Below are 24501 nucleotides of genomic sequence, written 5' to 3'. Positions count from 1 at the left end.
ACCCGGCCCCGGCTACGCCTCGTCGTCGGCCGGCGCGCCGAGCGTACGGCCGAAACTGACCACGGCGGTCAGCGCGCCGACGAACAGCACCCAGATGGCGTTGTCCACCCGTGAGGTGCCGAGTGAGGTCTGCGCGACCGCGTCCGCCTCGCTGAGCGCGGCGGCCAGGTCGATCAGCGACCGTCCACCGATCCGGATGATCACTTCGCTGAGCAGGAGCAGGAGACCCGGTCCCGCACCCGCCACCAGGTACGCCGGCCAGCGCGGTTCCGCCGCACCGCCGTCGCGTACGGCTCGTCGCCGGGCCCAGGTGAGGTAGCCGAAGGCCAGTCCACCGGCGATGAGACCGGCCAGCAGGGACTCGGTCCGGGAGACCCAGCTGGCCGCGTTGACCAGCGACTGCTGGCTGTCGCCGGCGCCGAAGAGGTTGAACAGCGGATCCCGGGCCACGCTGAAGGCCACCACGAAGATAAGGGTGCCCAGCGCGGCGGCGGCCACGGCACCCACCACGGCACCGTTGCGGGCCCCGGCGAGCGCGCCGCCGATGACGGCCGCGGCGGCCGTGGTGCCGGCGATCGTGCGGGTGGTGACGTCACCCGCGTAGCTGAGATCGATCGCGAGCGCGGCGAGCAGGCCGACGAGCAGGCCGGCGCCGATCGCCACCGCGAAGCGCAGCGTCACCCGTTCGGTCCGGCGGGCAACCGGCTCCCCGGCCGCCAACCCGACGGCGGCGCCGGCCACCAACGCGGCCGAGATCACGCCGGGCAGCGCGAAGGCGGAGAGACTGACCGCGGTGACCCCGGCCGTCGCCGAACTGATCGCCTCCCGGGTCGACCAGAGCATCGCGGCCAGCCAACCGGTCGCCAACAGCGCCAGCGCCGTCGTCGCCGGTGCGGGTGCCGGGCGGCCTGCATCGAGATGGTTGCCGGCAGCTCCGGACTGGTCGTCCGCGTCGGGGCCGGTGGCCTCGGACCGGTCGTCCGCGCCCGGGTCGACGGCGTCGGACTGGTCGGGCTGCGCAGCGGTCGGCCCACCGGGCTCGTTGCTCATGGTCTCCCTCTCGCCGCCGGGCCCGACCGGGCCGGAACGTCACGGCAACCCAGCGTACGCGGCCGGAACAGGCGTGCGCCCGAAGCCTGCACGGCCTGCATTTCTTCGGTCAGATATCTCGTTCGGGTACGAATCCATCCCGGGGAACGTGAACCGCCTCGTGATCAATGGTCGGGGAGTGGCCGGGGTGTGCTCGACCGATGCTGGGCGTGGGAGGATTGGCGCAGGTCCCGCCACCCCGGGGCCGGTTTCGCCACCGCCGTCGAGATCGCCAGGAGCCCTGATGGACGCCGTGTTCTCCGTACCCGAGCCACGTAACGAACCGGTGCGCAGCTACGAGCCGGGCAGCACCGATCGTGAACGTCTTCAGCGCAGGCTCACCGAACTGGCCGCCGAGCGCATCGACCTGCCGATGACCATCGCGGGCGAGCAGCGGATGGCCGGTGGTGACCCGATCCAGGTGGTGCAGCCGCATCGGCACGCGCACGTGCTCGGGATGACCGGGCACGCCACCCACGACGACGCGCGGGCGGCCGTCAAGGCCGCCAAGGACGCCGCGCCGGGCTGGCGCACGCTGCCCTTCGAAGAGCGTGCCGCGATCTTCCTTCGCGCCGCCGAACTGCTCTCCGGACCGTGGCGGGACACCCTGAATGCGGCCACCATGCTCGGCCAGTCGAAGACCGCCGTGCAGGCCGAGATCGACTCGGCCTGCGAGTTCATCGACTTCCTGCGCTTCAACGTGCACTTCGCCCGCAAGCTGCTGGCCGAGCAGCCGATGTCGTCGCCCGGCGTGTGGAACCGCTTCGACCACCGGCCGCTTGAGGGTTTCGTCTACGCGGTCACCCCGTTCAACTTCACCGCCATCGCCGGAAACCTGCCCTCGGCGCCGGCCCTGCTCGGCAACACGGTGGTCTGGAAGCCGGGCCCGACCCAGCAGTTCGCCGCACACTTCACAATGCGCCTGTTCGAGGCGGCCGGCCTACCGCCCGGCGTGATCAACATGGTGACCGGCCGGGGCGAAGAGGTCTCCGATGTGGTGCTGGCCGACCCCGACCTGGCCGGCATCCACTTCACCGGGTCCACCAAGGTCTTCCAGCACCTCTGGCGCACGGTCGGGGAGAACATCGCCGGCTACCGGGGCTACCCCAGGCTGGTCGGCGAGACCGGCGGCAAGGACTTCGTGGTCGCGCACACCAGCGCCGACGTCGACGCGCTGCACACGGCGCTGATCCGGGGTGCCTTCGAGTACCAGGGGCAGAAGTGCTCGGCGGCCTCCCGCGCGTACGTTCCGCGCTCGCTCTGGGAGGGGGGCCTGCGTGACCGGCTCGCCGCGACCGCCGACGGGCTGGCCTACGGCGACGTGACCGACTTCCGCAACTTCGGCGGCGCGGTCATCGACGACAAGGCGTACGCCCGGCACACCGCTGCACTGGAGCTGATCTCCTCCGACGACAGCTGCCGGATCATCGCCGGTGGCACCTCCGACGACTCGGTCGGCTGGTTCGTCCGCCCGACCATCTTCGAGTGCGGCGACCCGGCACACGAGACGTTCACCACCGAGTACTTCGGCCCGATCCTCGGCGTGCACGTCTTCGACGACGCCCGCTTCGACGAGGTGGTCACACAGGCCGAGGCCATCGCTCCGTACGCACTCACCGGGTCGATCTTCGCCACCGATCGGCGGGTGGTCGACGCGGTGGCCGAGAAGATGCGGTACGCGGCCGGCAACTTCTACATCAACGACAAGCCGACCGGCGCTGTCGTCGGTCAGCAGCCGTTCGGCGGCGCCCGGGCCAGCGGCACCAACGACAAGGCCGGCTCCTGGCACAACCTGGTCCGCTGGATGTCCCCCCGGACGATCAAGGAAACGTTCGTCCCCCCGACCGACCACAGCTACCCGCACATGGGCTGAGATGTAACGAAGGGGCCCCTCCTGACGCCTCGTGTGCAGGAGGGGGCCCCTCCGCACGCCTCGCTCGTGGGGAGGGGGATCCTGCCCTGCCTCCGGCACGCGGGTGGCTTGGGTGGACCGTCGCGCGCCGACAGTGCACATAGGAAACCCCGATCGGTGGCGAAAAGGGGAAATCCTGGACGCCGGCCCGGCAAAGTGGCAGCGTAATGGGCATGGCGGAATCCGGAGTGAACCCCACGGCGGCGGCCCTGCTCGGGCTGCTCCACGAGGGTCCCATGACAGGTGGCCAGTTGATGGCCGCCGCCGAGCGCCGACTGGCGCCGTACTGGTCGATGACCCGAAGCCAGGTCTACCGGGAGTTGCCGGTGCTGGCCGAGCGAGGTTTCGTCCGGTTGGGTAAGCCCGGGCCGCGGATGAGTCAGCCGTACGCGATCACGGCAGCCGGGAAACGGACTTTTTCCCGCTGGCTGGCCGAGGATCCGGGGCGGGACACCATCCGCAACCCGATCGCCCTGCGCATCGCCTTCGGGAACCTGCACTCCCCGAGCCAGCTGAAGAACCTCCAGGCCGCTGCCAACGAGTACCACACCGACGCGTTGGCCCGGGTCCGCGAGCAGGTCAAGAACGCCAAGAAGGAAGGCGACACGTACGACGCGAGCGCGCTGGAATTCGCCGTGGCGTACCACCGGGCCGCCCTGTCCTGGCTCAAGAGCGCCGCCACCGGCTGACCCTGGGCCGGTCCGAGCTGGTTTTGTTTGGCTCTGACTGCGGGGCTCGCAAGCTCACTCCTCGTCCGAGCTGGGTTTGTTTGGCATCGGACTGCGGGGCTCGCAAGCTCACTCCTCGTCCGAGCAGTACCCTTGTCTGTCGTGACCGCTGCCGACTTCGCCGAACAGCTCAAGGAACTCGACGCCACCCTGCGCAACATCGAGGCGGTGCTCGACCTCGACCGTCTCCGCGCGGACAAGGCCCGCCTGGAGCAGGAGGCATCCGCCCCGGATCTCTGGGACGACCAGGCCCGCGCCCAACAGGTGACCTCGCAGCTGTCGTACGTCAACGGCGAGATCGACAAGCTCGGCAGCCTGCGCTCGCGGCTGGACGACGCGCACGTGCTGCTGGAACTGGCCGAGGCGGAGTCCGACTCGGGGGTGCTCACCGAGGTCGAGACCGAGATCGCCGGGCTGACCAAGGCCATCCAGGAGATGGAGGTCCGCACGCTGCTGTCCGGCGAGTACGACTCCCGGGAGGCGCTGGTGGCCATCCGGGCCGGCGCCGGTGGTGTGGACGCGGCCGACTTCGCCGAGATGCTGCTGCGGATGTACCTGCGCTGGGCCGAGCGGCACGGCTACCCGACCGAGGTCTACGAGACCTCGTACGCCGAGGAGGCCGGTCTGAAGTCGGCCACCTTCACGGTCAAGGTCCCGTACGCGTACGGCACGCTCAGCGTGGAGTCCGGCACCCACCGGCTGGTGCGGATCAGCCCGTTCGACAACCAGGGGCGGCGGCAGACCAGCTTCGCCGGGGTCGAGGTGCTGCCGGTGGTGGAGCAGACCGACCACATCGACATCCCCGAGAACGAGATGCGGGTCGACGTCTACCGCTCCTCGGGCCCGGGCGGGCAGAGCGTCAACACCACCGACTCGGCGGTACGGATCACCCACATCCCGACCGGCATCGTGGTGACCTGCCAGAACGAGAAGTCCCAGTTGCAGAACAAGGCCTCCGCGCTGCGGGTGCTCCAGGCCCGGCTGCTGGAGCGCAAGCGCCAGGAGGAGCAGGCGAAGCTCCAGGGGCTCAAGACCGACGCGGCCGGGTCGTGGGGCGACCAGATGCGTTCGTACGTGCTGCACCCGTATCAGATGGTGAAGGATCTGCGGACCGAGCAGGAGACCGGCAACCCGTCGTCGGTCTTCGACGGTGACCTGGACTCCTTCATCGAGGCGGGGATCCGGTGGCGCAAGCAGCAGCAACTGGCCGGCGACCGTGCGTGATCGATCGTGGGCGGAGCGCGCCGTCGATCTCCACCTGACGTGCTGATTTGATGACTTGCCGCGCAACGGCGGGGCGTGGGACTTGGCACGACAGTTACACGGCGTAGACTCACCACCCGTGATTCAGCTTGAGCAAGTGACGAAGACGTACCCGAAGGCGTCGCGGCCTTCGCTCGACAACGTGTCCGTGTCGATCGACAAGGGCGAGTTCGTCTTCTTCATCGGCCCATCCGGCTCCGGCAAGTCGACCATCGTCAAGATGCTGCTGCACGAGGTGGTCCCCAACAAGGGACGCGTCGTCGTCAACGGCAAGGACGTCACGTCGATGCGGTCCTGGAAGCGCCCGCACTTCCGCCGCTCGATCGGCTGTGTCTTCCAGGACTTCCGGCTGCTGCCCAACCGCACCGCGTACGAGAACGTGGCCTTCGCGCTGGAGGTGATCGGCAAGACCAAGGCGGTGGCCCGCCGGGTCGTGCCGGAGGTGCTGGAACTGGTCGGCCTCGGTGGCAAGGAGCACCGCTACCCGCACGAGCTCTCCGGTGGTGAGCAGCAGCGCGTCGCGGTGGCCCGGGCGTTCGTGAACCGTCCGTTGATCCTGCTGGCGGACGAGCCGACCGGAAACCTGGACCCGGACACCTCCATCGAGATCATGCGCCTGCTGGACCGGATCAACCGCACCGGCACCACCGTCGTGATGGTCACGCACGACTCCAACATCGTGAACCAGATGCGCCGCCGCGTCATCGAGATCGAGAGCGGCCGTATCGTTCGCGACCAGGCCCGCGGCGTCTACGGGTGACGGTACCTACCCATCGCACCCCGATCTGACGACGAACACCTCACGCCGGAGAGCCGGAGGAAATCCCGATGCGGATGAAATACGTCATGTCCGAGGTACTGGTCGGACTGTGGCGCAACGTGACCATGACCATCGCGATGATCATCACGATGGCGGTCTCGCTGACCATGCTCGGTGCCAGCGGCCTGATCTACACCAAGGTCGCCGACATGAAGCAGCTGTACTTCGAGAACATCGAGGTCTCGATCTTCCTGGACGCCGAGGTGACGGACGAGCAGCGCAGCGCGCTCGCCACGCAGTTGGAGTCCGATCCGCTGGTCTCGCAGGTCACGTACGTCAACAAGGACGAGGCCTTCCAGCGCTTCCAGGAGATGTTCCGGGACTCGCCGGACCTGCTCAGCGCGGTCAAGGCGGACCAGCTGCCGGAGTCGTACCGGCTCAAGCTGGTGAACCCGGAGGAGTACAAGACCATCTCCGACCAGTACACCTCGGTCGAGGGGGTCGACCAGGTCGTCGACCAGAGTCAGGTGCTCGACAAGATTTTCAACCTCTTCACCGCCGGGCAGAACATCGCGCTGGTCGCCGCGGTCGCGATGGCGATCGCCGCGCTGCTGCTGGTTGCCAACACCATCCAGGTCGCCGCGTACAGCAAGCGGCGTGAGGTCGCGGTCATGAAGCTGGTCGGCGCGTCGAACTGGTTCATCCAGGCGCCGTTCGTGCTGGAGGCGGTGGTCGCCGGCCTGATCGGCTCGATCCTGGGCCTCGGCGCGCTGATCGCGCTCAAGATATTCCTCTTCGACGGTGCGCTCAGCGCCCTACAGGGTCTCTTCGCGCCGGTGAGCTGGGGCGAGGTGTTCCTGACCTTCCCGGTGATGGCCGGCGTCGGCGGTCTGATCAGCGCGGTCACCGCCTGGGTCACGCTCCGCTTCTACCTGCGGGTCTAGTTCGTCGACCAAGGGCCCTTCCACGCCGGAATAAACGGCGCGGAAGGGCCCTTGTCGTTCGGGTAGCATGATCTCCGCTCGGCGGCCGGCCAGGTCGGTCACGGGCGGCAAGGAAAGGAGGTGGCGCGGCGATGCCACGGGAAAAGGGGCGCAAGGTCGTCGCCTCCAACAAGAAGGCGCGTCACGACTACGCCATCCTCGACACGTACGAGGCGGGCATGGCGCTGACCGGCACCGAAGTGAAGTCGCTGCGGGCCGGGCGGGCCTCGCTGGTCGACGCGTTCGCTCAGGAGCGGGACGGCGAGCTTTACCTGCACAGCATGCACATCCCCGAGTACGTGCAGGGCACCTGGACCAACCATGAGCCCCGGCGTACCCGGAAACTGCTGCTCAAGCGGCTGGAGATCGACCGGCTGATCGGCAAGCTCCGGGAGAGCGGGCTGACCCTGGTGCCGCTCCAGGTCTACTTCTCCGACGGCTGGGCCAAGGTGGAGATCGGCCTCGCCAAGGGCAAGAAGGCGTACGACAAGCGCCAGGACCTCGCCAAGCGGGACGCCGACCGGGAGATCCAACGGGCGGTGGGCCGGCGAGGTAAGGGGATGAACGACTGATTTATCCGGTTCGTCCCATCCGGCGCGCCGCTCCGGGCTCGGGATGAATCCGATTGCGGCAGGCGTTAGTCTTGTCAGAGCCACCGGACATCGGTGGCCTGCCGAGGGGGTGACTGGTTTCGACTTCGTACGTTGCGGCAGGGGAAGCGAGCCGAGGAAGCCGACGTCGTCTCGAGAATCGTTCGTCGGAAACCAATAAGCGCCAAGAACAATCGCGCTGACTTCGCTCTCGCCGCCTGAGGCGAGTAGCAAGTCTGTCGGCCTGGGAGCGCCTTCGACCCAGTTAGCCGGCATCAGCTAGAAGGCTGGCCAACCGGACCCGGTCGCGGGGTCCGTGCGGCGAGATCAATCAGCGACTGGGCCCGTCACACCGACTCGCTCGCGTGATCGGAGGGGCCGAGTAGAGGCACAGCGAGCTGCGCTCGGAGAAGCCCTGACAAGGCGGCGAAGGACCCGGGTTCGATTCCCGGCACCTCCACCACCTGACTGCGCGCCCCGGTCACTCGACCGGGGCGCGCAGTCGTTGTGCCCGACCCCGGTCGGTCGGCGTCGGCGGTGCCCGGGACGGCCCGCCGGGCGACGCGGAGGCCGGCGAGGTTGACCGCCGGCATCGCGGGGCACGGGAACCAGCCGGGGGACAACGCCGTCAAATCGGTATGCGTCGCGTTCTCGCCCTGTTGGGTCTGCCACTGCTGATGATGGCCGGTTGTGCCGAGGCGGGCACCGAGCCGACCGGCCCGGGTCTACCGACCGACCATCACGAGGTGTTCGAGCAGCGCGCCACGGCGGTCGCGCAGGCATGGCGCCCGGGCGCGGCGTGGAGCACCGGCTACGTGCCGCTTCAGGAGCCCACGGTGCTCGTCGGCGACCCCGAGTTCACCGACGAGACCAAGCTCGCCTTCAATGCCGGCTGGTACCGGGAGCAGGTGCCGTTGCCACCTCGGCGGCCAGACGACGGCAGCATCCGCTTCCCCGATGACGAACTGCGGGTACCACTGATCACCGCGGCCGAGGCGTACCGGCAGCTCGACCAGGGCGACCCGCCGCCCTGCGCCGGGCGGCCGAAGGACCCGGGTACGCCGCCTCCGGCCAACCCGCCGGACGGGCCGGACGCCCCGGACGCCCCGGTGAGCAGCGAGCCACAGGCCGCCTGCATCCCACTCACCGTCACCAACGTCGAACTGGGTTCCGCGCCGGTGCACACCAGCCGGGGTGAGGCGCAGGTGCCAGCGTGGCTGTTCACCATCGAGGAGATCGACGCCGTGGTGGCCCGGGTCGCGGTCGCACCCGAGGCCGTCGGCGCACTGCCCGAGCCGGTCGCGCCGTCCGCGCCCGCGCCGCAGGACCTGGTCAGCGCGCAGGACATCGAATCGGTCGACGGTACGACGCTGAACTTCCGGCTCGGTGTCGGTAGCTGCGACACCGGGATCACCCCGCTGGTACAGGAACACGACCACGTGGTCGTGGTCGGCGGCACGGTGGTGCGGAGCACCGGCGTCTGCGACGACATGCTCAGGCTGGAACCGGTCGCGGTGACACTGCGAGCGCCACTGGGTGCCCGTCCGGTCCTCGACGTGGTCAACGCGACGCCGCTGCGCTTCGCCGCTGGCTGACCGTGCCGGCCGACGCCGTCCGGTCCCGGGACGGCGTCGGCCTACGCTGTCTCGTCTCTCACCCGGGTTCAGAGGATCGGCGGCACGTCGGTGCGGATCGGCACCGGCAGCACCGTCGGCCCGTCGGCCCGGAGCGCGATGGCCAGCGCCTCGCCGAGCTGATCGGGACCGTCGACCACCGTGGTGGCGCACCCGTAACCGCGGGCTATCGCCGTGACGTCGATGCCGGGCAGATCCAGCCCGGGTACCCCCGGCGTCTGCTTGAGTTCGGCGAACGCCTTGAGGATCGCGTACTGCTGGTTGACCGGTACGACTACCACCAGCGGCAACCGCAACTGGCTGGCGGTCCAGAGCGCCTGGACCGAGTAGTGGAACGAGCCGTCGCCGATCACCGCGATCACCGGCCGGTGCCGGCCGGTGTCCCGCTGCGCCAAGGCGATGCCGACGGCCGCCGGCAGGCCGTAGCCGAGACCTCCGCTGGCCATCGTGAAGTACGACCCGGGAGTGTCGAACCGCAGCCGGCGACGCAACGCCGACAGGTTGGACGGAGACTCCTGCACCAGCACGCCGTCCGTAGGCCAGTGCCGGGCCAGTGCGGCGAAGAGTGCGTCGGCGCTGAGCGGAACCGAATCCTCCACCGGCGACGGTGCGGGCCGGGCGGGCGGTGGCGGCCGGTCCGCCGGTGGCATGAGTTCGGTAAGCGCGGCCAGGGTGAGGCCGGCATCGCCGAGGAGGCTGTCGCCGATCGGTGCCCGGGCCGCCTCCTCGGGATCGTCGGTGACGTGCAGCAGCCGGGCACCGTCCGGCAAGGTCTCACCGGGCACGTGCGGGTAGTACCGGAACACCGGGGCACCGACCACCAGTACGGTGTCGTGCCCCCGGAGCTGCTCGGCCAACGGGCCGATCGCGAAGGGCAGCACCCCCTGGAAATGCGGGTGATTCTCGGGAAAGGCGGTCCGCTCGGGCGCGGGCGCCGACCAGACCGGGGCGACCAGCCGCTCCGCGAGCGCTACCCCGGCCGCCCAGGCGCCGGCCCGGTCCACGGCGGCCCCGAACACCAGGGCCGGTGATCGGCTCGTCGCCAGTGCCGCGGCAAATTCGCGCAGCCGCTCCGGGTCGGGAGCGAACCGGGTGGCCACCGTGCGGGCCTGCGGAGGCGGATCGGCGGGCTGTGCCCAGTCGTCCAGCGGAAGCGAGAGGAAGACGGGCCCGGTCGGCGGCTGGATCGCGGTCGCGTACGCCCGCATGAGCGCCGCCGGGACGTCCTGGGCCCGGACCGGCTCGTGGGCCCACTTGACGTAGGGCTGGGGAAGCTCGGTGGGATGGCGGGCGGTGAGTCGGGGTTCGAGCAGCAGCATCTCCCGGGTCTGCTGGCCGGCGGTGACGATCAGTGGGGTCCGGTTGTGCCAGGCGGTGACGATGTTGCCCATGGCATTGCCGGTACCCGGTGCCGTGTGCAGGTTGACGTGCGCCGGCGCCCCGGTGACCTGCGCGTACCCATCGGCCATGCCCACCGCCGACGCCTCGTGCAGCGCGAGCACGTAGTGGAAGTCGTCGGGAAAGGCGTGCAGGAACGGCTCCTCGGTGGAGCCGGGGTTGCCGAAGACGGTGGTCATGCCCAGGGCCCGGAGCAGGTCGTAGGTGGTGTCGCGGACCGTTGCCATCACTTCTGAATGTATCGGGGCAACTCGGGAGTAAAGAGCTTTTCGCCGCTGCTGCGACTCAGCTTCGTGGCGGCACTGGCCGTGGTCGCCTCGGTGGTGACGCGTCGCCCGGCCCAGCCGACCGTCTGTCGATCACCCGACTGTCAGACCTTCGCCTGGATCGGGGGCGCAAGCTATGGTGCCAGGCATGGCGATGACAGCGCAGATGTCACCGGTTGGTCCCACCGTCGACGAGTGTCACCGGTTCCGCCTTTCCGTGCACGACTGACGGGTGCGTGTGATGCAGGGAGAGGGGCAGGCGATCGGCGGGCGGGCGACGGAGTCGATGACCGGGAAGCTGCTGGTGGCGACACCGGCGCTGAAAGACCCGAACTTCGACCGTACCGTCGTGCTGCTGGTCGCGCACGAGCCCGGCGGCGCGCTCGGTGTGGTGCTCAACCGGGCCACCGAGGTGCCGGTGGCCGACGTGCTGCGCGACTGGGGTGACCTGGCGCGCCACCCGGCGGTGCTGTTCGAGGGCGGCCCCGTGCAGCCCGACTCCGCGATCTGCCTGGCCCGCATGCGGCCGCCGGTGCGCCGCCTCAAGGGCTTCCACCAGGTCTCCGGCGCGGTGGGCACGCTCGACCTGTCGGTCGACCCGCAGCGGCTACGGGAGAACGTGCAGAGCATCCGGGTCTTCGCCGGGTACGCGGGCTGGGGCACCGGGCAGCTGGAACAGGAGATCGAGGACGGGTCCTGGTTCGTGCTGGACGCGCTGCCCGGTGACGCGTTCGTCGACAGACCTGATGATCTGTGGCCGATGGTGCTGCGCCGACAGGGCGGCATGATGGCCGCGGTCGCGCACTTCCCGCCGGACGTGGCGCTGAACTGACCGGCCGTTGCGGGCACCCCCGCGAGATGACCATGCCGGCGGGCGTGTGTATAGTTCTCCCAGTGCCCGGGCAGCCGGGTGCGACAGCAAGGGGCCGTGGCGCAGCTGGTAGCGCACCACACTGGCAGTGTGGGGGTCAGGGGTTCGAGTCCCCTCGGCTCCACCCTTCACGATCAGGGCGTTCGTCGGACATGGCGGGCGCCCTTCGTCGTTCCGGTAGAGGAGAGTAGCCAAGCAGTAGCCACAGCTATCTCCGCGGGTTCAAATCCCGCCGCCACCGCTCCTGACAGCGAGAACGCCCGGTCGGTCCGTCAGGGCCGGCCGGGCGTTCCGCTTGTGGTCTCAGTTTCGCCGGGACCGACTTGGTCCTGTCGAGCGTACTGACGGAGTTCGCGTCGGCGGTGAGGCGATGTTCTGCATCGTTGTCCGTGCTGGCCGGTCAGCACCAAGCGACGCCCCAGGATTGGAGCTTTCCGTCGGGCGCGTATTTAATCTTGAGGTAGTCGGTTGTGCCAGGGGCAATGTAAAAGCAGCTGCCCCACGAGCCGGCGATGTGGCCCTTGCGCCACGTATAACTTGAGCCGCAGTTCCGGTAGGTGAGGTACTGGGTTTCTCCGACAGTCCAGCTGCTGGCCCCACAGGGGTCGGCTTGTGCTGCGGATGAAGGAACAAGTAGAGCGAATGACATCAGCAGGGCAGCACTCAGTGTCGTTGCAGCGCGACGCATTTCCACTCCGCCAGGGTCTAGTAACCGATGTGTGGCCGAGCGGTAGCAGATGAAACAGCCAGTCCTCGCCAGTGCGTCGTGCGGTGAAGGGCTCACTCAAGATGTAACCAGCTCGGCACGAGCATCAAATCATGCCTGGGTAGAGGACGTAAAGGCTTCGATGTCGACGACGATCAGCGACGGCGGTTTCTCTGTCAGGCGTTGTTGCCCAGCTGATGTGAAGGTCGGCGTGATGGATGGCCTCTTGAGCCCAGGAGGTCGCCCTCCGGGGGTGTCCCGCCTCTACCTCAGCCACTCGCTCACGTAGCCACTCGACGTCAGCGAGGGCCCAGTCGAGGGCTGCCTCGCCGAGTCCGCTGACGGCGGCCTTGCCCGGTGGTAGACCGTGAGACGGTCCTCGATGCCCTTGCCCCGGCGCTCCCCAGCCACGCCGACATAGCTGAGCGGGGACGGCGCGCGTGAGCAGGAGAAGCGCCGTGGGTTCAAGGACGAGATGCAGGCAATCCGTGAGCGACGTGGGCTGCCGGTCGGCCAGAGCGAGTCACGGATGTAGGGCCTCGGTCCAAGCCCAGTGGCCCATGATCGTCGGACGGGCGTGGGACGTTCTCGTGATGGGAGTGGTGACGGATCGGTGACGGTCCAGGGATCGCGGCTGCGAGTGTCTCTACCGGCACCGCCTTCATGGCGAACGAGCAGACGAGGGCGTCACGTGACCAGGCTTCGAAGTGGACGTGCGACAGACCGTATGCAATTCCTTCAACTACGGCGGCCAAGTCCGTGACAACAGGTGATGTCGTCCGGAAATCGGGCGGGGTCCTCAACGTCTGCCGTCATTCGCTCGTGCCACCGAAGAGAAGGAGAAAGCTAGCGTGTTATCTCGCACTCGTAGTCGCGGGGCTCGCAAGGTACTGCTGACCGGTTTGGCAGCCGTGCTTGTCGCGACGGGTTCGTTGCTCGGTGTCAGCGGGCCCGCGTGGGCGGCACCGCCGCCCACCCCGGACTTCGGACCTGCCATCGAGCCATTAGCGCCACTGGTGAGCCAGTCCACCTGCGATCCGACCGCGAAGCCAGGTGTGGTGGGCTTCAAGGATCTGCTTGTCGGACACTATGGCCACCACAACTGGAACATTGACAGGCCGTGTAGTTGGGGAGGTACCAGCGAGCACAAGGAAGGTCGGGCACTCGACTTCGCGCTGAACGCGAACAACTCGACCCAGAACGCACGCGCCAATGAGATCCTCAACTGGCTACTCGCTACCGACCGGCACGGAAACGCTCACGCTCTCGCCCGGCGCTTCGGCATCATGTACCTGATCTGGAACAAGCGGATCTGGAGTGCCAGTCGCGCATCTGAGGGCTGGCGGCCATACGATTGCACGCCCGGTGATGCAAGCGATTGCCACACCGATCACATCCACTTCAGCTTCAGCTGGCCGGGTGCCCGTAAGGAAACCTCCTGGTGGAGCGGCGGCCACAGCATCGGTGCGGATCGCATTCAGTACGGCGACTTCAACGGCGATGGCCTTGCTGATCTGCTTCAGGTCCGGGACAACGGTGACGTGGTGGTGTTCTGGAACTCGGGTGGGAACCCGAACTTCTCCTGGTCGAACAACCGGTTGGTCCTCACCGGTATCACAAACGTCGACCAGGTTCGGGTTGGTGATTTCAACGGCGATGGCCTTGCTGATCTGCTTCAGGTCCGGGACAACGGTGACGTGGTGGTGTTCTGGAACTCGGGTGGGAACCCGAACTTCTCCTGGTCGAACAACCGGTTGGTCCTCACCGGTATCACAAACGCCGGCCAGGTTCGGGTTGGTGATTTCAACGGCGATGGCCTTGCTGATCTGCTTCAGGTCCGGGACAACGGTGACGTGGTGGTGTTCTGGAACTCGGGTGGGAACCCGAACTTCTCCTGGTCGAACAACCGGTTGGTCCTCACCGGTATCACAAACGCCGGCCAGGTTCGGGTTGGTGATTTCAACGGCGATGGCCTTGCTGATCTGCTTCAGGTCCGGGACAACGGTGACGTGGTGGTGTTCTGGAACTCGGGTGGGAACCCGAACTTCTCCTGGTCGAACAACCGGCTGGTCCTCACTGGCATCCCCAGTCCTCGACAGATCGGCGTCGGTGACTTCAACAACGACGGCCTCGGCGACGTGAGCCAAGTCCGCGACAACGGCAACGTCGTCGTCTTCTGGAACTCGGGCGGGAACCCCAACTTCTCCTGGTCGAACAACCGGCTGGTCCTCACCGGCATCTACCTCTAACCACACCAGCCCCGGGGGGCGTGGGATGATCCACGCCTCCCGGGGCCGTCCGGTCCGAGGAGCCGCCGTTTGTTCCGGCATCGAACCTCGCAGCCTGCACCACCGCAGATTGATGCCACCCAACGGCTACCTGACACTCGATTTCGTCGCGTCGCCGGCGGACGGTCGGCGATGAGCAGGCGCTTGGACGTGGTCGAACGCGGCGAGTTGAGCCCGGATCTGGCCGAGCAAGACGTCATAGCCCGTCTCGGTGGCTGCGGCGAGGGCTTTCAGCGCTTCCTCGCGGGCGTCGTCCATCTCGCCGAGCGCGTGTCGGGTCGCCGCGATTCCGGCCATCGCGACGACCGTCTGGTACCGGGCGTCTGCCTGAACAGCGATGTTTAGCGCGCGTTGGTGCAGGGCCAGTGCGCCGTGCCGGTCGGACCGCGCCAGGAGCACTGCGGCGAGAGTGTTGCAGGTGTCGGCGATCCGCTTTGGTTCTGCCAACTCGGTCGCGATCCCTAGCGCCTCCGATGCATGCGACTCCGCACGATCGAGGTCGCCGGTTTGCAGTCGTACGAGCGCCAGGCCGACGAGGCAGTCGGTGTCGAGATGTCGGTTTCCGCACGCCCGGCTGCTGGTTAGCCCGCGGCGCAGCGCCTGCTCGGCTGTATGGGTGTCGCCGAGGTCCAGGAAGGACCGTCCCAGGCTTTCCAACGTGTTCGCCAACCCGTCTTCGGCGTCGAAGCGGCCGTAGATGGTTTCCGCCTGTCGCAGATACCGGATCGCAAGGTCGGGCCGCCCTCGGAGTCGCTGGGAGACGCCGAGGTTGTTGAGAACGCGTGCGTGCTGAGGTCGGTTGGGACGGGTCCCGCTCAGGCGGACGGCCTCAACCTGATACTCGATGGACTTGACGAGCTTGCCCCACTCGGCGTGGACGATGCCGAGGTTGTTCAGCGCGGTTTCCAGCCCGTCGCGCCAGCCGGCCCGAGTTGCCAGTGCCGCCGCCTCTTCCAGCTCACGAACAGCGTGCCGTGGTCGCCCGAGGCAGTGGTGCAGGTGAGAGAGCCCGAGGTGAGCCATTGCCTGGGCCGCGACGTCACCCGCCTGGGCGGCGGCTTGCCTGACCGTCTCGCACATCGCCCGCCACTGGGGGATATGGAGTTGCCGGGCGAGGTATCCCCGCAGTGGGTCGGCGAGGTACCACGCGATGGGATGACCGCGCTGCGCGGCGGTCGATATCGCCGAGGTGATGTTCGCCCACTCCATGTGGAACCACGCCAGGGCGGCTGCGTTGCCAGCGAAGGTGAAGCTCTGGTCAGCGACCTCGTCGGCGGATGGTGGCAGGCGCGTGTGTTGGGGATAGCGTGCCCTGGCTGCTGCCCTGGCTCGGGACAGGTACCACGTGGCGAGGCGCTCGAAGGCTGCGTCGCTCTCGTCGGCTGCCGCCAGCTCTGTCGCGAAGTGTCGTAACAGGTCATGGAGGCGGTACCGGGACGGGCTGCCTTTGTTGACCAAGCTGGCGGTGTGCAGGACGTTGAGCAGGCGCGCGGACTCCTCGTCGGAGACGTCGGCGATGGCGGCAGCCGCGCCGACGGTGTAGTCGTCGCCGGGCATGGTTCCGAGCAGGCGGAACATGCGTTGGGCAGCGACCGGCACGAGCCGGTAGGAGGACGAGAAAGCGGTACGTGCGGCGGTGTCCGGATCGCCCTCAACGACCAGCGCGCTCAGCGGGCTGCCATCGGTCAGGGCGGCGAGGAAGCTGCCGACGGTGCCGTGGCGGGTGGCGATGTTCGCGGCGGCGATGCGAAGGGCCAGCGGGAGATAGGCGCACAGCCGTGCCAGATGGGCCATCTCGGAGGGCTCGTAGGTAGCCTGCGTGCCGATTGTGGACGCCAGGAGTGACTGCGCTTCGTCCTCGGCGAGGATGTCGATCGACATGAGGTTGGCGCCGTCTCGCGCGACGAGGCCGGCCAGCCGAATGCGGCTGGTGACGATCGTGAAGGCGCCGGGGCCACCGGGCAGCAGCGGCCGTACCTGCTCGACCGAGGCGGCGTCGTCCAGGACGACCAGAGCCCGTCGGTCGGCGAGGATCGACCGCAGGAGGGCAGCCGCCTCGTCGAGATCTTCCGGCACGGAGGTCGGTGAAAGGCCGAGCGAGCGTAACATCTGGCCTAGCGCCTCGACTGTGGTCATTGTCGTCGAGGGGCGGTGCCCGCGGAGGTTGAGGTAGAGGTGGCCGTCGGGAAACCGGTCGGCGACATGGTGGGACCAGTGCAGCGCCAGGGCAGTCTTGCCGATACCCGCCGTTCCGCAAATCACGACGACCGGCGGGTCGGTGGCCGCGTTGAGCATGTCGTCGAGAATGCGGATCTCGTGCGCACGGCCAACGAATCCGGGAGCGGGCGGCGGCAACTGTCGGGGTGCCGGAGACTGGGTTGTGGCCGCGCTCGTCGATCCGTGTCGAGGTTGAGGAACCGTACCGGAGACAACATGGCTGGTGGTGAACCAGCCCAGCACATCGGCACCGTCCAAGACGCAGCGATGGAGTTCCTGGAGGGCTTTGCCCGGTTCGATCCCCAACTCGTGAGATAACGTCGTCCGTGCCCGCCGGTAGACCTCTAGCGCCTCGCCCTTTCGGTCCGCGAGGTACAGGGCGACAATCAGCAGTTGATACAGATTTTCGTTGAATGGTGCCGTCGCGGTCGCGGAGACAAGTTCCGGGATCAGCTCTCGGTGCCGGCCGAGCGTCATGTCGAGGATGAGTCGTCGCTCAAGCGCCTGGGCCTGCATCTCCTCCAGCCGACGTGCCTGAAACTGGAACGAGGGGCCGCGTAGGCCGTCCAACGCCCGCCCTCGCCACAGCCCTAGCGCCTGCCGTAGATTGTCGGCTGCCGTGCGATACTCGCCCCGACGGGTGAGTGAATCCGCCTGCCGAAGCCCCTCACGAAATCGAGCCAGGTCGAGCTGCGCAGTATCAACGTGCAAGACGTATCCGCTGCCGTTCGCCACGATACGTCCGGCATCCGCCTCGGCGGAGCAAAGAATCCGCCGCAGCGAACTCACTCGGTTCTGTACCTGTTTACGTACCGTCGACGGCGGTGACTGATCGAACCACACTGCCTCCACGAGCTGGTCAATCTGGACCACGCGGCCGGCATTCAACAGCAGCATCGCAAGTATGCCCCGCTCGCGGGGGCCACCAACCTTGACGTGCTCGTGGCCTTTGACCACCTCGACCGGCCCCAGAAGGCGGAATTCGTGTGCGGGAGCCCGTACGGCCGCACCGTCCACCCCGACGTCCACAGATTCATGCAAGGGAACACCCACTCCATTGAGGCACACTCCCCCGGAGGACCTGCATTGGCGTCTACGCCGCGAGGAGCAGTGCACGGACGGCCACGAGCAAAAGAGCCGTCATGGCCGCATTTCGATTGGCCGCGCCGCCAGGACCGGCAATACAAAGATCTAGGATGAATCGCGCCGAGGATGACGGACGACACCATCACTGACAGTTCGCAGGAGCACGGGCAAGGCTTCGTGGGCCGCCAGTGTCCCGTCATCGACGGCCTCGGAGGCCGCGTAGACCAACGCCCAAATCGATCGCTCGATCCAGGCCGATGGGGCGGTAGGGTCGATGGTGCCGTCCGCCTGGCCCCGACGGATGAGCCCGATGACCGGGCCGTCGGCTGCGGCGAACTCTGCGACGGCGGGGTGGTTGGCGACGGCGTGGTCCTCGAACAGGAACCTGACGCGGTCGCCGACCGCCAGGTAGGCGGCCACGAGTCGGTTCAGGGCGTCGAGCGGCGGTCCCTGGGTGATGGCGGCGGCCTCTGTCGCACTGACGATCTCGCCGATGCTGTGCCGGATCGCGGCAACCAGTAGATCGGCCCGGCCTGGGAAATGACGGTGCAGCGTGGCCCGATGGGTCTCCGCGCGGTCGGCGATCTCGCTCAGGGTGGCGTCGCGGTCGCGGATCCACACGGCGATTGCCGCCTCGATGATCGTCTGACGCGTGCGGCGACGTGCCGGTGATGGCACATCGGGGTCTGACTGCACATCCGGACACTAGCATGCTTCTGCGACAATGCTACTGCTTTTTGCGACACCGATGTCGCATTTTGGTCGGCGTGGATTGCTCGATCGTGACGACGAGCTGCTGTGCCCCAGGGGCCGGACCTGCCGTGGCCGGCACGGGTTTCCCCGTGCCGGCCACGTCGGTGGTGGTTCGGTTCAGCTGGCGTACGCCTCCAGTTCCCAGAGCGAGTGACCCCAGGCGGTGCCCCGGGCGGTGCCGTAGATCCGTAGGTAGCGGCCATTGGCGCCGAGTGCGGTGTGCTCGTCCACGCCGCCGTCGGCCCCGGTCACCGTCTTCACGTCGACCCAGGTGGTGCCGTCGTTCGAGGTCTGGATGCGGTACGAACTGCTGTACGCCGCCTCCCAGCTCAGCTTGACCCGACCGATCGCGGTCGGGCTGCCGAGGTCGACCCGGATCCACTGCGGGTCGGAGAACGCCGACGACCAGCGGGTGGTGAGGCTGCCGTCCACCGCCTGGGCGCCGGACATGCCGGCCCCCTCGCTGCTGGACGTCAGCGTCGGTTTGTTCAGCAGCAGGTTGGTGCCCGGCTGCGGCCCGCTGGTGCCGCCGTACACCTCGAACTCGAACAGTGAGTAGCCCCAGCCGGTGCCCCGGGTGGTGCCGGTGAGCCGGACGTACCGGCCGGAACCGGTCAGCCCGGTGAGGTCGTCCACGCCACCGTCGCCGCCGGTCACGGTGCGGATGGTGGTGAAGTTGACCCCGTCCGGCGAGGTCTGGATCTGGTACCCGCTGCCGTACGCCGCCTCCCAGGTCAGCTTGACCCGGTTGATGTCGTACGTGGCACCGAGGTCCACGTCGATCCACTGCGGGTCGCTGAACGCGCTTGACCACCGGGTGCCGAGCGCGCCGTCGAACGCGTTGGCGGCGACGAAGGCGTCCTGCACGCTGGAGGCGCGGGCCGGCTTGCCCTGAGCCAGGTTGGCGCCCGGTTCCGGGTCGGGTCCGGGCCCGCCGCCGGGGCTGGTCGAGAGGGTGAACTCGTCGATGTCGAAGTACGGTCCGGTGCCCTTGAAGACCAGGAAGAGGGTGCGGGTACCGGTCGGGGCGGTGATCCCGCCGGTGATCGTGGCGAACGTGGCGTACCCGCCGGTCGGCACCACCGTCGCTTGGCCGACAAGCGGTCCGGTGGGGGAGTCGACCCGCAGTTCGAGGGTGCCGCCGCCGTCCGCCGGGGCGCCGACCCGGGCGCTGAACGACTGGATGCCGGTCAGGTTGTACGGGTGGAACGAGATCCAGTCGTTGTTGTCGATGTACCCGATCGCCGCGCCGCCGTGGGCGCTGCCCGGGGTGACGACCTGGATGCCGGACGAGTCGCCGAAGTGCTCGGCCTGGCGCACCCGGGGCTGGAGGACGGCCTGGGTGTGTGTGGTGAGCGGTGGCTGACCGGCGCCACCGAGGTCGGTGTACTCGGCGTCGATGATGCCGAAGATGTTCGCCGCGGTGTCGTGCTCGCCGTCGACCGAGGTCTGGATGACCCCGGAACAGCCCTGCACGCTGCTGATCTGGTGGCCGTGTGAGTCGTGGCCGAGAACGTAGTTCACCTTCACCCGGGCGCAGTCGATCGGACCGTCCTGCGCGTCGGTGACCGTGACGGAGAACGGTATGGCGTCCCCGAAGGAGAACGTGGACCCGTTCAGCGGCGTGTTCACGGTGACCACCGGGGCGCTGTTGCCGACAGTGATGACGGTGCTCGCGGTACCGACCTTGCCGGTGCTGTCCCGAACCGTCAGGGTCGGTCGGAAGGTGCCGTTCGCGGTGTAGGTGAACGTGGGGTTCGCCGTGGTCGAGTCGGTGGTGCCGTTGTTGTCGAAGTCCCAGGCGTAGGTGAACGGGTCGCCGTCCGGGTCGAGCGTGCCGGCCGACGAGAACCGCACGGTCAGCGGTGCGACGCCGCTGGTCGGGGTGGCCGAGACGATCGCCCGTGGGGCTCTGCCCTCGCGGGCGTACTCGATCCGGTAGAGGGCCGAGTTGGCGTCGCCGTTGAACCAGCCGGTGCCGTAGTCGAGCACGTAGAGCGCGCCGTCCGGGCCGAACTCCAGGTCCATGACCTGGGTGCCGGTCCACGGGAACGGGTTGATCTTCAACGGCTGGCCGGCCGAGTCGAGCTTGATGTTCTTGATCCAGCGGCGGCCGAACTCACCGGCGAAGTACGTCCCGTCGTAGTACTCCGGGAACGCCACGTCGGAGGTGTTGTCCGGATCGAACCGGTACACCGGGCCGCCCATGGGGGACAGACCGCCACCGGTGAACTCCGGCGGGGAGCCGGAACCGCCGTACGGCAGCCAGGCCGGGACGGCCGGCGGCAGCTGGGTCAGACCTGTGTTGTTCGGCGAGTTGTTCACCGGCCCGTTGGCGCAGTCGAACTTCGGACCAGACGGGCCGGACGGGAAGGTGTAGTCGTTGTAGGCGTCGTTGCGGGCAGTGCAGTACGGCCAGCCGTAGAAGCCCGGCTTGTCGATCCGGGCGAACTCCACGTTGCCCGCCGGGCCCCGGTTCGGGTCGGCGGTGCCCGCGTCCGGACCGTAGTCGCCCAGGTAGACGACGCCTGTCTCCTTGTCCACGCTCATCCGGAACGGGTTCCGGAAGCCCATCGCGTAGATCTCCGGGCGGGTCCGCGCGGTGCCCGGCGCGAACATGTTCCCGGCCGGGATGGTGTACCCGCCGGCCGCACTCGGCCTGATCCGCAGCACCTTGCCGCGCAGGTCGTTGGTGTTGCCCGCGGTGCGTTGGGCGTCGAAGGCCGGGTTGCGGCCGGCCCGCTCGTCGATCGGGGTGAAGCCGCTCGACTCGAACGGGTTGGTGTCGTCGCCGGTGGACAGGTACAGGTTGCCGGCCGCGTCGAAGTCCATGTCGCCGCCGACGTGGCAGCACATGCCCCGGCTGGTCGGCACGTCCAGGATCAGGGTCTCGCTGGCCAGGTTGATGGTGTTGTCCGCGTTGGCGGTGAACCGGGACAGCCGGTTCACGCCGTCCCACCGGGCGAAGTCCGCCGGCGTACCGGTGGTCGGCGCCCCGCCACCTGGGGTGTCCAGCGGTGGCGCGTAGAAGACGTACACCCAGCGGTTGGTGGCGAAGTTCGGGTCGACCTTGATGCCCTGTAGACCCTCCTCGTCGCCGGTGTAGACCGGCAGCGTGGCGGCGACCTTTGTGTTGCCGGCCGCGTCGGTGTGCCGGATGACGCCGTTACGGGAGGTGTGGAACACGCCCCGGTCCGGCAGCACGGTGAGGCTCATCGGCTCGCCCGTCTCGGCTGCGCCCTTTGCCAGCTCGACCTGCTGGAAGTTGCTGGTCACGGTGCCGCCACAGTCGGCCTCGGCCGCGCCGGCCGCGCTCATGATGCCGCCGAGCAGGTGGGTACGGAAGTTCGGTTCGGCGTACGACTCGTCGGTGTGCCCGAGGCCGGTGTACCAGGCCCGGCCGCCGGAGTAGTTGTGGCACCAGGAGATCGGGTGGTCGTACCCGTTGCCGCCGCCGGTGTAGGTGCTCTCGTCCAGGGTGGCGAGCACGTGCACGCTGCCGCGGGGGTTGGTGCGGTAGTTGTACCACTCGTCCAACCGGGTCCAGCGCTGCGGCAGCGTGGCGGTGGACGGGTGGACCTGGTCGGCGACCTTGATGGTCGCGGTCTGGTTGGCCGGATGCGAGGCGAAGTACGCCCCGACCAGCCCGCCGTACCAGGGCCACTCGTACTCGGTGTCGGCGGCCGCGTGCACGCCCACGTACCCGCCGCCGCCCTGGATGTACCGCTCGAACGCGGCCTGCTGGCTGGCGTTGAGCACGTCACCGGTGGTGGACAGCCAGATCACCGCGGCGAACCGGTCCAGGTTGGCGTCGGTGAACTGGGCCGCGTCCTCGGTGGTCTCGACGGTGAACCCGTTGGCCGCGCCGAGCTGCTGGATGGCGGCGATGCCGGGGACGATGGATCCGTGCCGGAATCCGGCGGTCTTGCTGAATACCAGCACGGTGAACGGTGCGGCGCTGGCCGCGGGTGGCACCGCGACGACGCCGCCGGCCACGAGGACCGCGCTCAGTACGGCGCCGAGCCACGATCTCAGAGATCTGCGCACGGTGGTCGTCCTTTCGAGGACGGCGTGCGCCGATCACGCCTGGTGGGGTGGAGGTGGTGGAGCCGAGCATGCTCGCGGCCCGCTCAACGCGCCGTCGCCGGTGCGAGCGTGAGGCATGTGCATACATCGTTGCGGCTGCGTCACGGGCGCGTCAAGCTCTCCAGCCAACTTCGTGAGAGCGTTATCTCGGCAGGTCAGGGCTGACTGGCGAATCCCGTCGCGGGGCCCGTTCAGGGAAGGGTGAAGTCCAGGCGGGTGACCTGGTCGGCGGTCACGGTCGCGGTCTGTGGCGCGCTGTGCTGCTCGCCGCTGCTGACCACGATCTCGTACCGGCCCGGCGGAAGTCGCCACTCGTAGCGGCCGGCGTCCCCGGTCAGGACGCCGATCTCGGGGATCGCCGGTGCCGGCTCGTCAAGGGGAGTGACCTGCACGGACGCTTGACGCACCGGGTCACCCGCCGGGGTGGTGACGGTGCCGGTCACGGTGCCGGCCGGGTTGGTGCGACCCGGCGGGGGCGGTGGCCCGTCGTCGGAGACCGGGTCGTCTCCGCCGAACGCCAGCAGGCTCGCCCCGATCAGCAACGGGGCGGCGATCAGCAGTGCGAGCACCCCGAGGCGCTTACGGCTCATGACTGCCTCCTCATTGGCGATGACGGACAGTAACTGGGACGCACCCCAGGTGGTGACGGTTCCGTGCGGGTGGGCGGCTGCTCGCCGGCCCACCCGCACGGGCAATTCGGGTCAGCTGTTGCGCCAGGTGATCAGATTGTTGAACACGCTCTCCGTGATGCGGGTGCCGTGGTTGTTTGTGGAGTGTGGCGAGGAGCCGTGCAGGCCGTACGCGTGGATCGCCATCACACACTGCCCGACGCACCACGAACTGCCGGCGGCCCGGGTCTGGTAGACCGGACTGCCGCTCTGGCAGCCGAACGTGTCGTTCTGGTAGAACACCTGCCGAGCGTGGGTGACCGCGACGGTCTGCCCGGCGTGCCGCCACTGCTGGCCGAAGGTCTTGTCGCACGGGTAGCCGCTGACGGTGGTCGCGGTGCCGGTGAGCGAGGCGCTCTGCCACCACATGCCGAACCAGCCGGTGCTGTTGCCGGCGGCGCAGCTCAGCCGGATGGCCCCGTAGTCGTACGTCTCGTCGCCGCTCTGGGTCCAGCCGGTGACCGAGAGGAGCTGGGTGGCGGTGCACGTGCCGTACGGCGTCGACGCCCCGTTGCGTCCCGGGATGATCTGGAAGTCCCCGCGTGGGTAGAAGTTGTTGCCTCCGCCGCCGTTCTGGCCGCCGCCCGGGTGCACGCAGTGCCCGGCGGTGGCGATGATGCTCGGGCCGTAGAGCCAGCCGGTGCAGCCCCAGGTGCTGCCGTTGGTGGTGCGGACGATCTGCACGATGGCGCTGGACGGGAAGACGGTGGTCGGGTCGACCCTGCCCCGGTTGTCGGTGCCGATGACGCTCTGGATGCCGATCGAGTCCCCGTCGGGCGCGGCGGGACGGCCGCCGGCATCGAACCGGCTGCCGCCCGGCCCGGCCTTGCCGGTGCCGATCGATCCGGAGGCGCCGGAACCCCGTACCCCATCGATGCCGCGCTGCACGGTGGGCAGCGCGACGGCGGCGGGTACGGCGCCCGAGTCGGCGACCGCGCCGTGCACGTCGGCGCGGGCGGTTGCGGTCGGGGCTTGGCCGGTCGGCGCGGCGGTGGCCGGTGCGGCGGCGAGCGCCGACGCCAGGACGGCGGTGATCCCGATCGCGAGGATGCTCCTCGGTCGGGTTCTGCTGGGCGGTGTGGACGTCACGAGAGCCCTCCTCATCGAAGCTGGACGCTTCCGATGGGCAAGCTATATCGACCAGGTTGATCCACACTCGTGTGTGTCTGTCCGTCGACACCGCTACGTTCAGTTTCGGACAGA

General features: G+C 68.5%; 16 protein-coding genes, 1 tRNA gene and 1 other RNA gene. 11 read left to right on the top strand and 7 right to left on the bottom strand.

Annotated features, from left to right (window positions below; all coding sequences use genetic code 11):
* Nucleotides 1-12: 12 nt before the first annotated feature.
* Nucleotides 13-1050 (bottom strand): hypothetical protein, encoded by a 1038-nt coding sequence (locus tag O7624_RS10990; protein WP_282239934.1) that lies wholly within the window; start codon nucleotides 1048-1050, stop codon nucleotides 13-15.
* A 283-nt stretch (nucleotides 1051-1333) separates the two neighbouring features.
* Here O7624_RS10990 and pruA point away from each other — a divergent pair, with 283 nt between their 5' ends.
* The 8 genes from pruA to O7624_RS10950 all read left to right on the top strand — a co-directional run bounded on the left by pruA (nucleotide 1334) and on the right by O7624_RS10950 (nucleotide 8920).
* Nucleotides 1334-2962: an L-glutamate gamma-semialdehyde dehydrogenase gene (gene pruA / locus O7624_RS10985; RefSeq protein ID WP_282239933.1), complete on the top strand. Its 1629-nt coding sequence runs from the start codon at nucleotides 1334-1336 to the stop codon at nucleotides 2960-2962.
* 212 nt (nucleotides 2963-3174) lie between these two features.
* On the top strand, nucleotides 3175-3690 hold the full coding sequence (locus O7624_RS10980; RefSeq protein ID WP_093406591.1) for a PadR family transcriptional regulator: 516 nt from the start codon (nucleotides 3175-3177) through the stop codon (nucleotides 3688-3690).
* A gap of 141 nt (nucleotides 3691-3831) precedes the next feature.
* Complete coding sequence (gene prfB, locus O7624_RS10975; RefSeq protein WP_093406593.1) at nucleotides 3832-4953, top strand: peptide chain release factor 2; 1122 nt, start codon at nucleotides 3832-3834, stop codon at nucleotides 4951-4953.
* Between the two features lie 118 nt (nucleotides 4954-5071).
* Complete coding sequence (ftsE, locus tag O7624_RS10970; protein ID WP_093406596.1) at nucleotides 5072-5752, top strand: cell division ATP-binding protein FtsE; 681 nt, start codon at nucleotides 5072-5074, stop codon at nucleotides 5750-5752.
* Nucleotides 5753-5820: 68 nt separating this feature from the next.
* On the top strand, nucleotides 5821-6696 hold the full coding sequence (gene ftsX / locus O7624_RS10965; protein ID WP_093406598.1) for a permease-like cell division protein FtsX: 876 nt from the start codon (nucleotides 5821-5823) through the stop codon (nucleotides 6694-6696).
* Nucleotides 6697-6827: 131 nt separating this feature from the next.
* Nucleotides 6828-7307: an SsrA-binding protein SmpB gene (gene smpB, locus O7624_RS10960; protein WP_093406601.1), complete on the top strand. Its 480-nt coding sequence runs from the start codon at nucleotides 6828-6830 to the stop codon at nucleotides 7305-7307.
* A gap of 105 nt (nucleotides 7308-7412) precedes the next feature.
* Nucleotides 7413-7788: a transfer-messenger RNA gene (ssrA, locus tag O7624_RS10955) on the top strand.
* A gap of 175 nt (nucleotides 7789-7963) precedes the next feature.
* Nucleotides 7964-8920, top strand: coding sequence for a hypothetical protein (locus O7624_RS10950; protein WP_282239932.1), 957 nt, complete (start codon nucleotides 7964-7966; stop codon nucleotides 8918-8920).
* A gap of 68 nt (nucleotides 8921-8988) precedes the next feature.
* On the opposite strand, the gene mdlC is transcribed toward O7624_RS10950, so the two are convergent.
* Nucleotides 8989-10584, bottom strand: coding sequence for a benzoylformate decarboxylase (gene mdlC / locus O7624_RS10945; protein ID WP_282239931.1), 1596 nt, complete (start codon nucleotides 10582-10584; stop codon nucleotides 8989-8991).
* A gap of 280 nt (nucleotides 10585-10864) precedes the next feature.
* Here mdlC and O7624_RS10940 point away from each other — a divergent pair, with 280 nt between their 5' ends.
* The 3 genes from O7624_RS10940 (at nucleotide 10865) to O7624_RS10930 (ending at nucleotide 14449) form a co-directional block, all read left to right on the top strand.
* Complete coding sequence (locus tag O7624_RS10940; RefSeq protein ID WP_093406609.1) at nucleotides 10865-11455, top strand: YqgE/AlgH family protein; 591 nt, start codon at nucleotides 10865-10867, stop codon at nucleotides 11453-11455.
* A gap of 90 nt (nucleotides 11456-11545) precedes the next feature.
* A tRNA-Ala gene (locus O7624_RS10935) sits at nucleotides 11546-11618 on the top strand.
* A gap of 1598 nt (nucleotides 11619-13216) precedes the next feature.
* Nucleotides 13217-14449 (top strand): VCBS repeat-containing protein, encoded by a 1233-nt coding sequence (locus tag O7624_RS10930; protein WP_282239930.1) that lies wholly within the window; start codon nucleotides 13217-13219, stop codon nucleotides 14447-14449.
* Nucleotides 14450-14575: 126 nt separating this feature from the next.
* Here the strand turns inward: O7624_RS10930 and O7624_RS10925 are convergent, their stop codons facing one another.
* From O7624_RS10925 to O7624_RS10905, 5 genes are all read right to left on the bottom strand, one after another.
* Complete coding sequence (locus O7624_RS10925; RefSeq protein ID WP_282239929.1) at nucleotides 14576-17734, bottom strand: AfsR/SARP family transcriptional regulator; 3159 nt, start codon at nucleotides 17732-17734, stop codon at nucleotides 14576-14578.
* A 162-nt stretch (nucleotides 17735-17896) separates the two neighbouring features.
* Nucleotides 17897-18487 (bottom strand): TetR/AcrR family transcriptional regulator, encoded by a 591-nt coding sequence (locus O7624_RS10920; RefSeq protein ID WP_282239928.1) that lies wholly within the window; start codon nucleotides 18485-18487, stop codon nucleotides 17897-17899.
* A 174-nt stretch (nucleotides 18488-18661) separates the two neighbouring features.
* Nucleotides 18662-22591 carry a ThuA domain-containing protein gene (locus tag O7624_RS10915; protein ID WP_282239927.1) on the bottom strand — a complete coding sequence of 1310 codons (3930 nt, stop codon included), beginning with the start codon at nucleotides 22589-22591 and terminating at the stop codon, nucleotides 18662-18664.
* A gap of 230 nt (nucleotides 22592-22821) precedes the next feature.
* Nucleotides 22822-23220: a carboxypeptidase-like regulatory domain-containing protein gene (locus O7624_RS10910; RefSeq protein ID WP_282239926.1), complete on the bottom strand. Its 399-nt coding sequence runs from the start codon at nucleotides 23218-23220 to the stop codon at nucleotides 22822-22824.
* Between the two features lie 111 nt (nucleotides 23221-23331).
* Entirely contained in the window at nucleotides 23332-24387 is a 1056-nt protein-coding gene (locus O7624_RS10905; protein WP_282239925.1) for a trypsin-like serine protease, read from the bottom strand.
* Nucleotides 24388-24501 lie beyond the last annotated feature (114 nt).

Source organism: Verrucosispora sp. WMMD1129, from assembly GCF_029581255.1.
In the GTDB taxonomy this organism is placed as follows: domain Bacteria; phylum Actinomycetota; class Actinomycetes; order Mycobacteriales; family Micromonosporaceae; genus Micromonospora; species Micromonospora sediminimaris.
The sequence above is the reverse complement of the archived record's forward strand: the minus strand, read 5'-3'. Positions and strand labels throughout refer to the sequence as shown.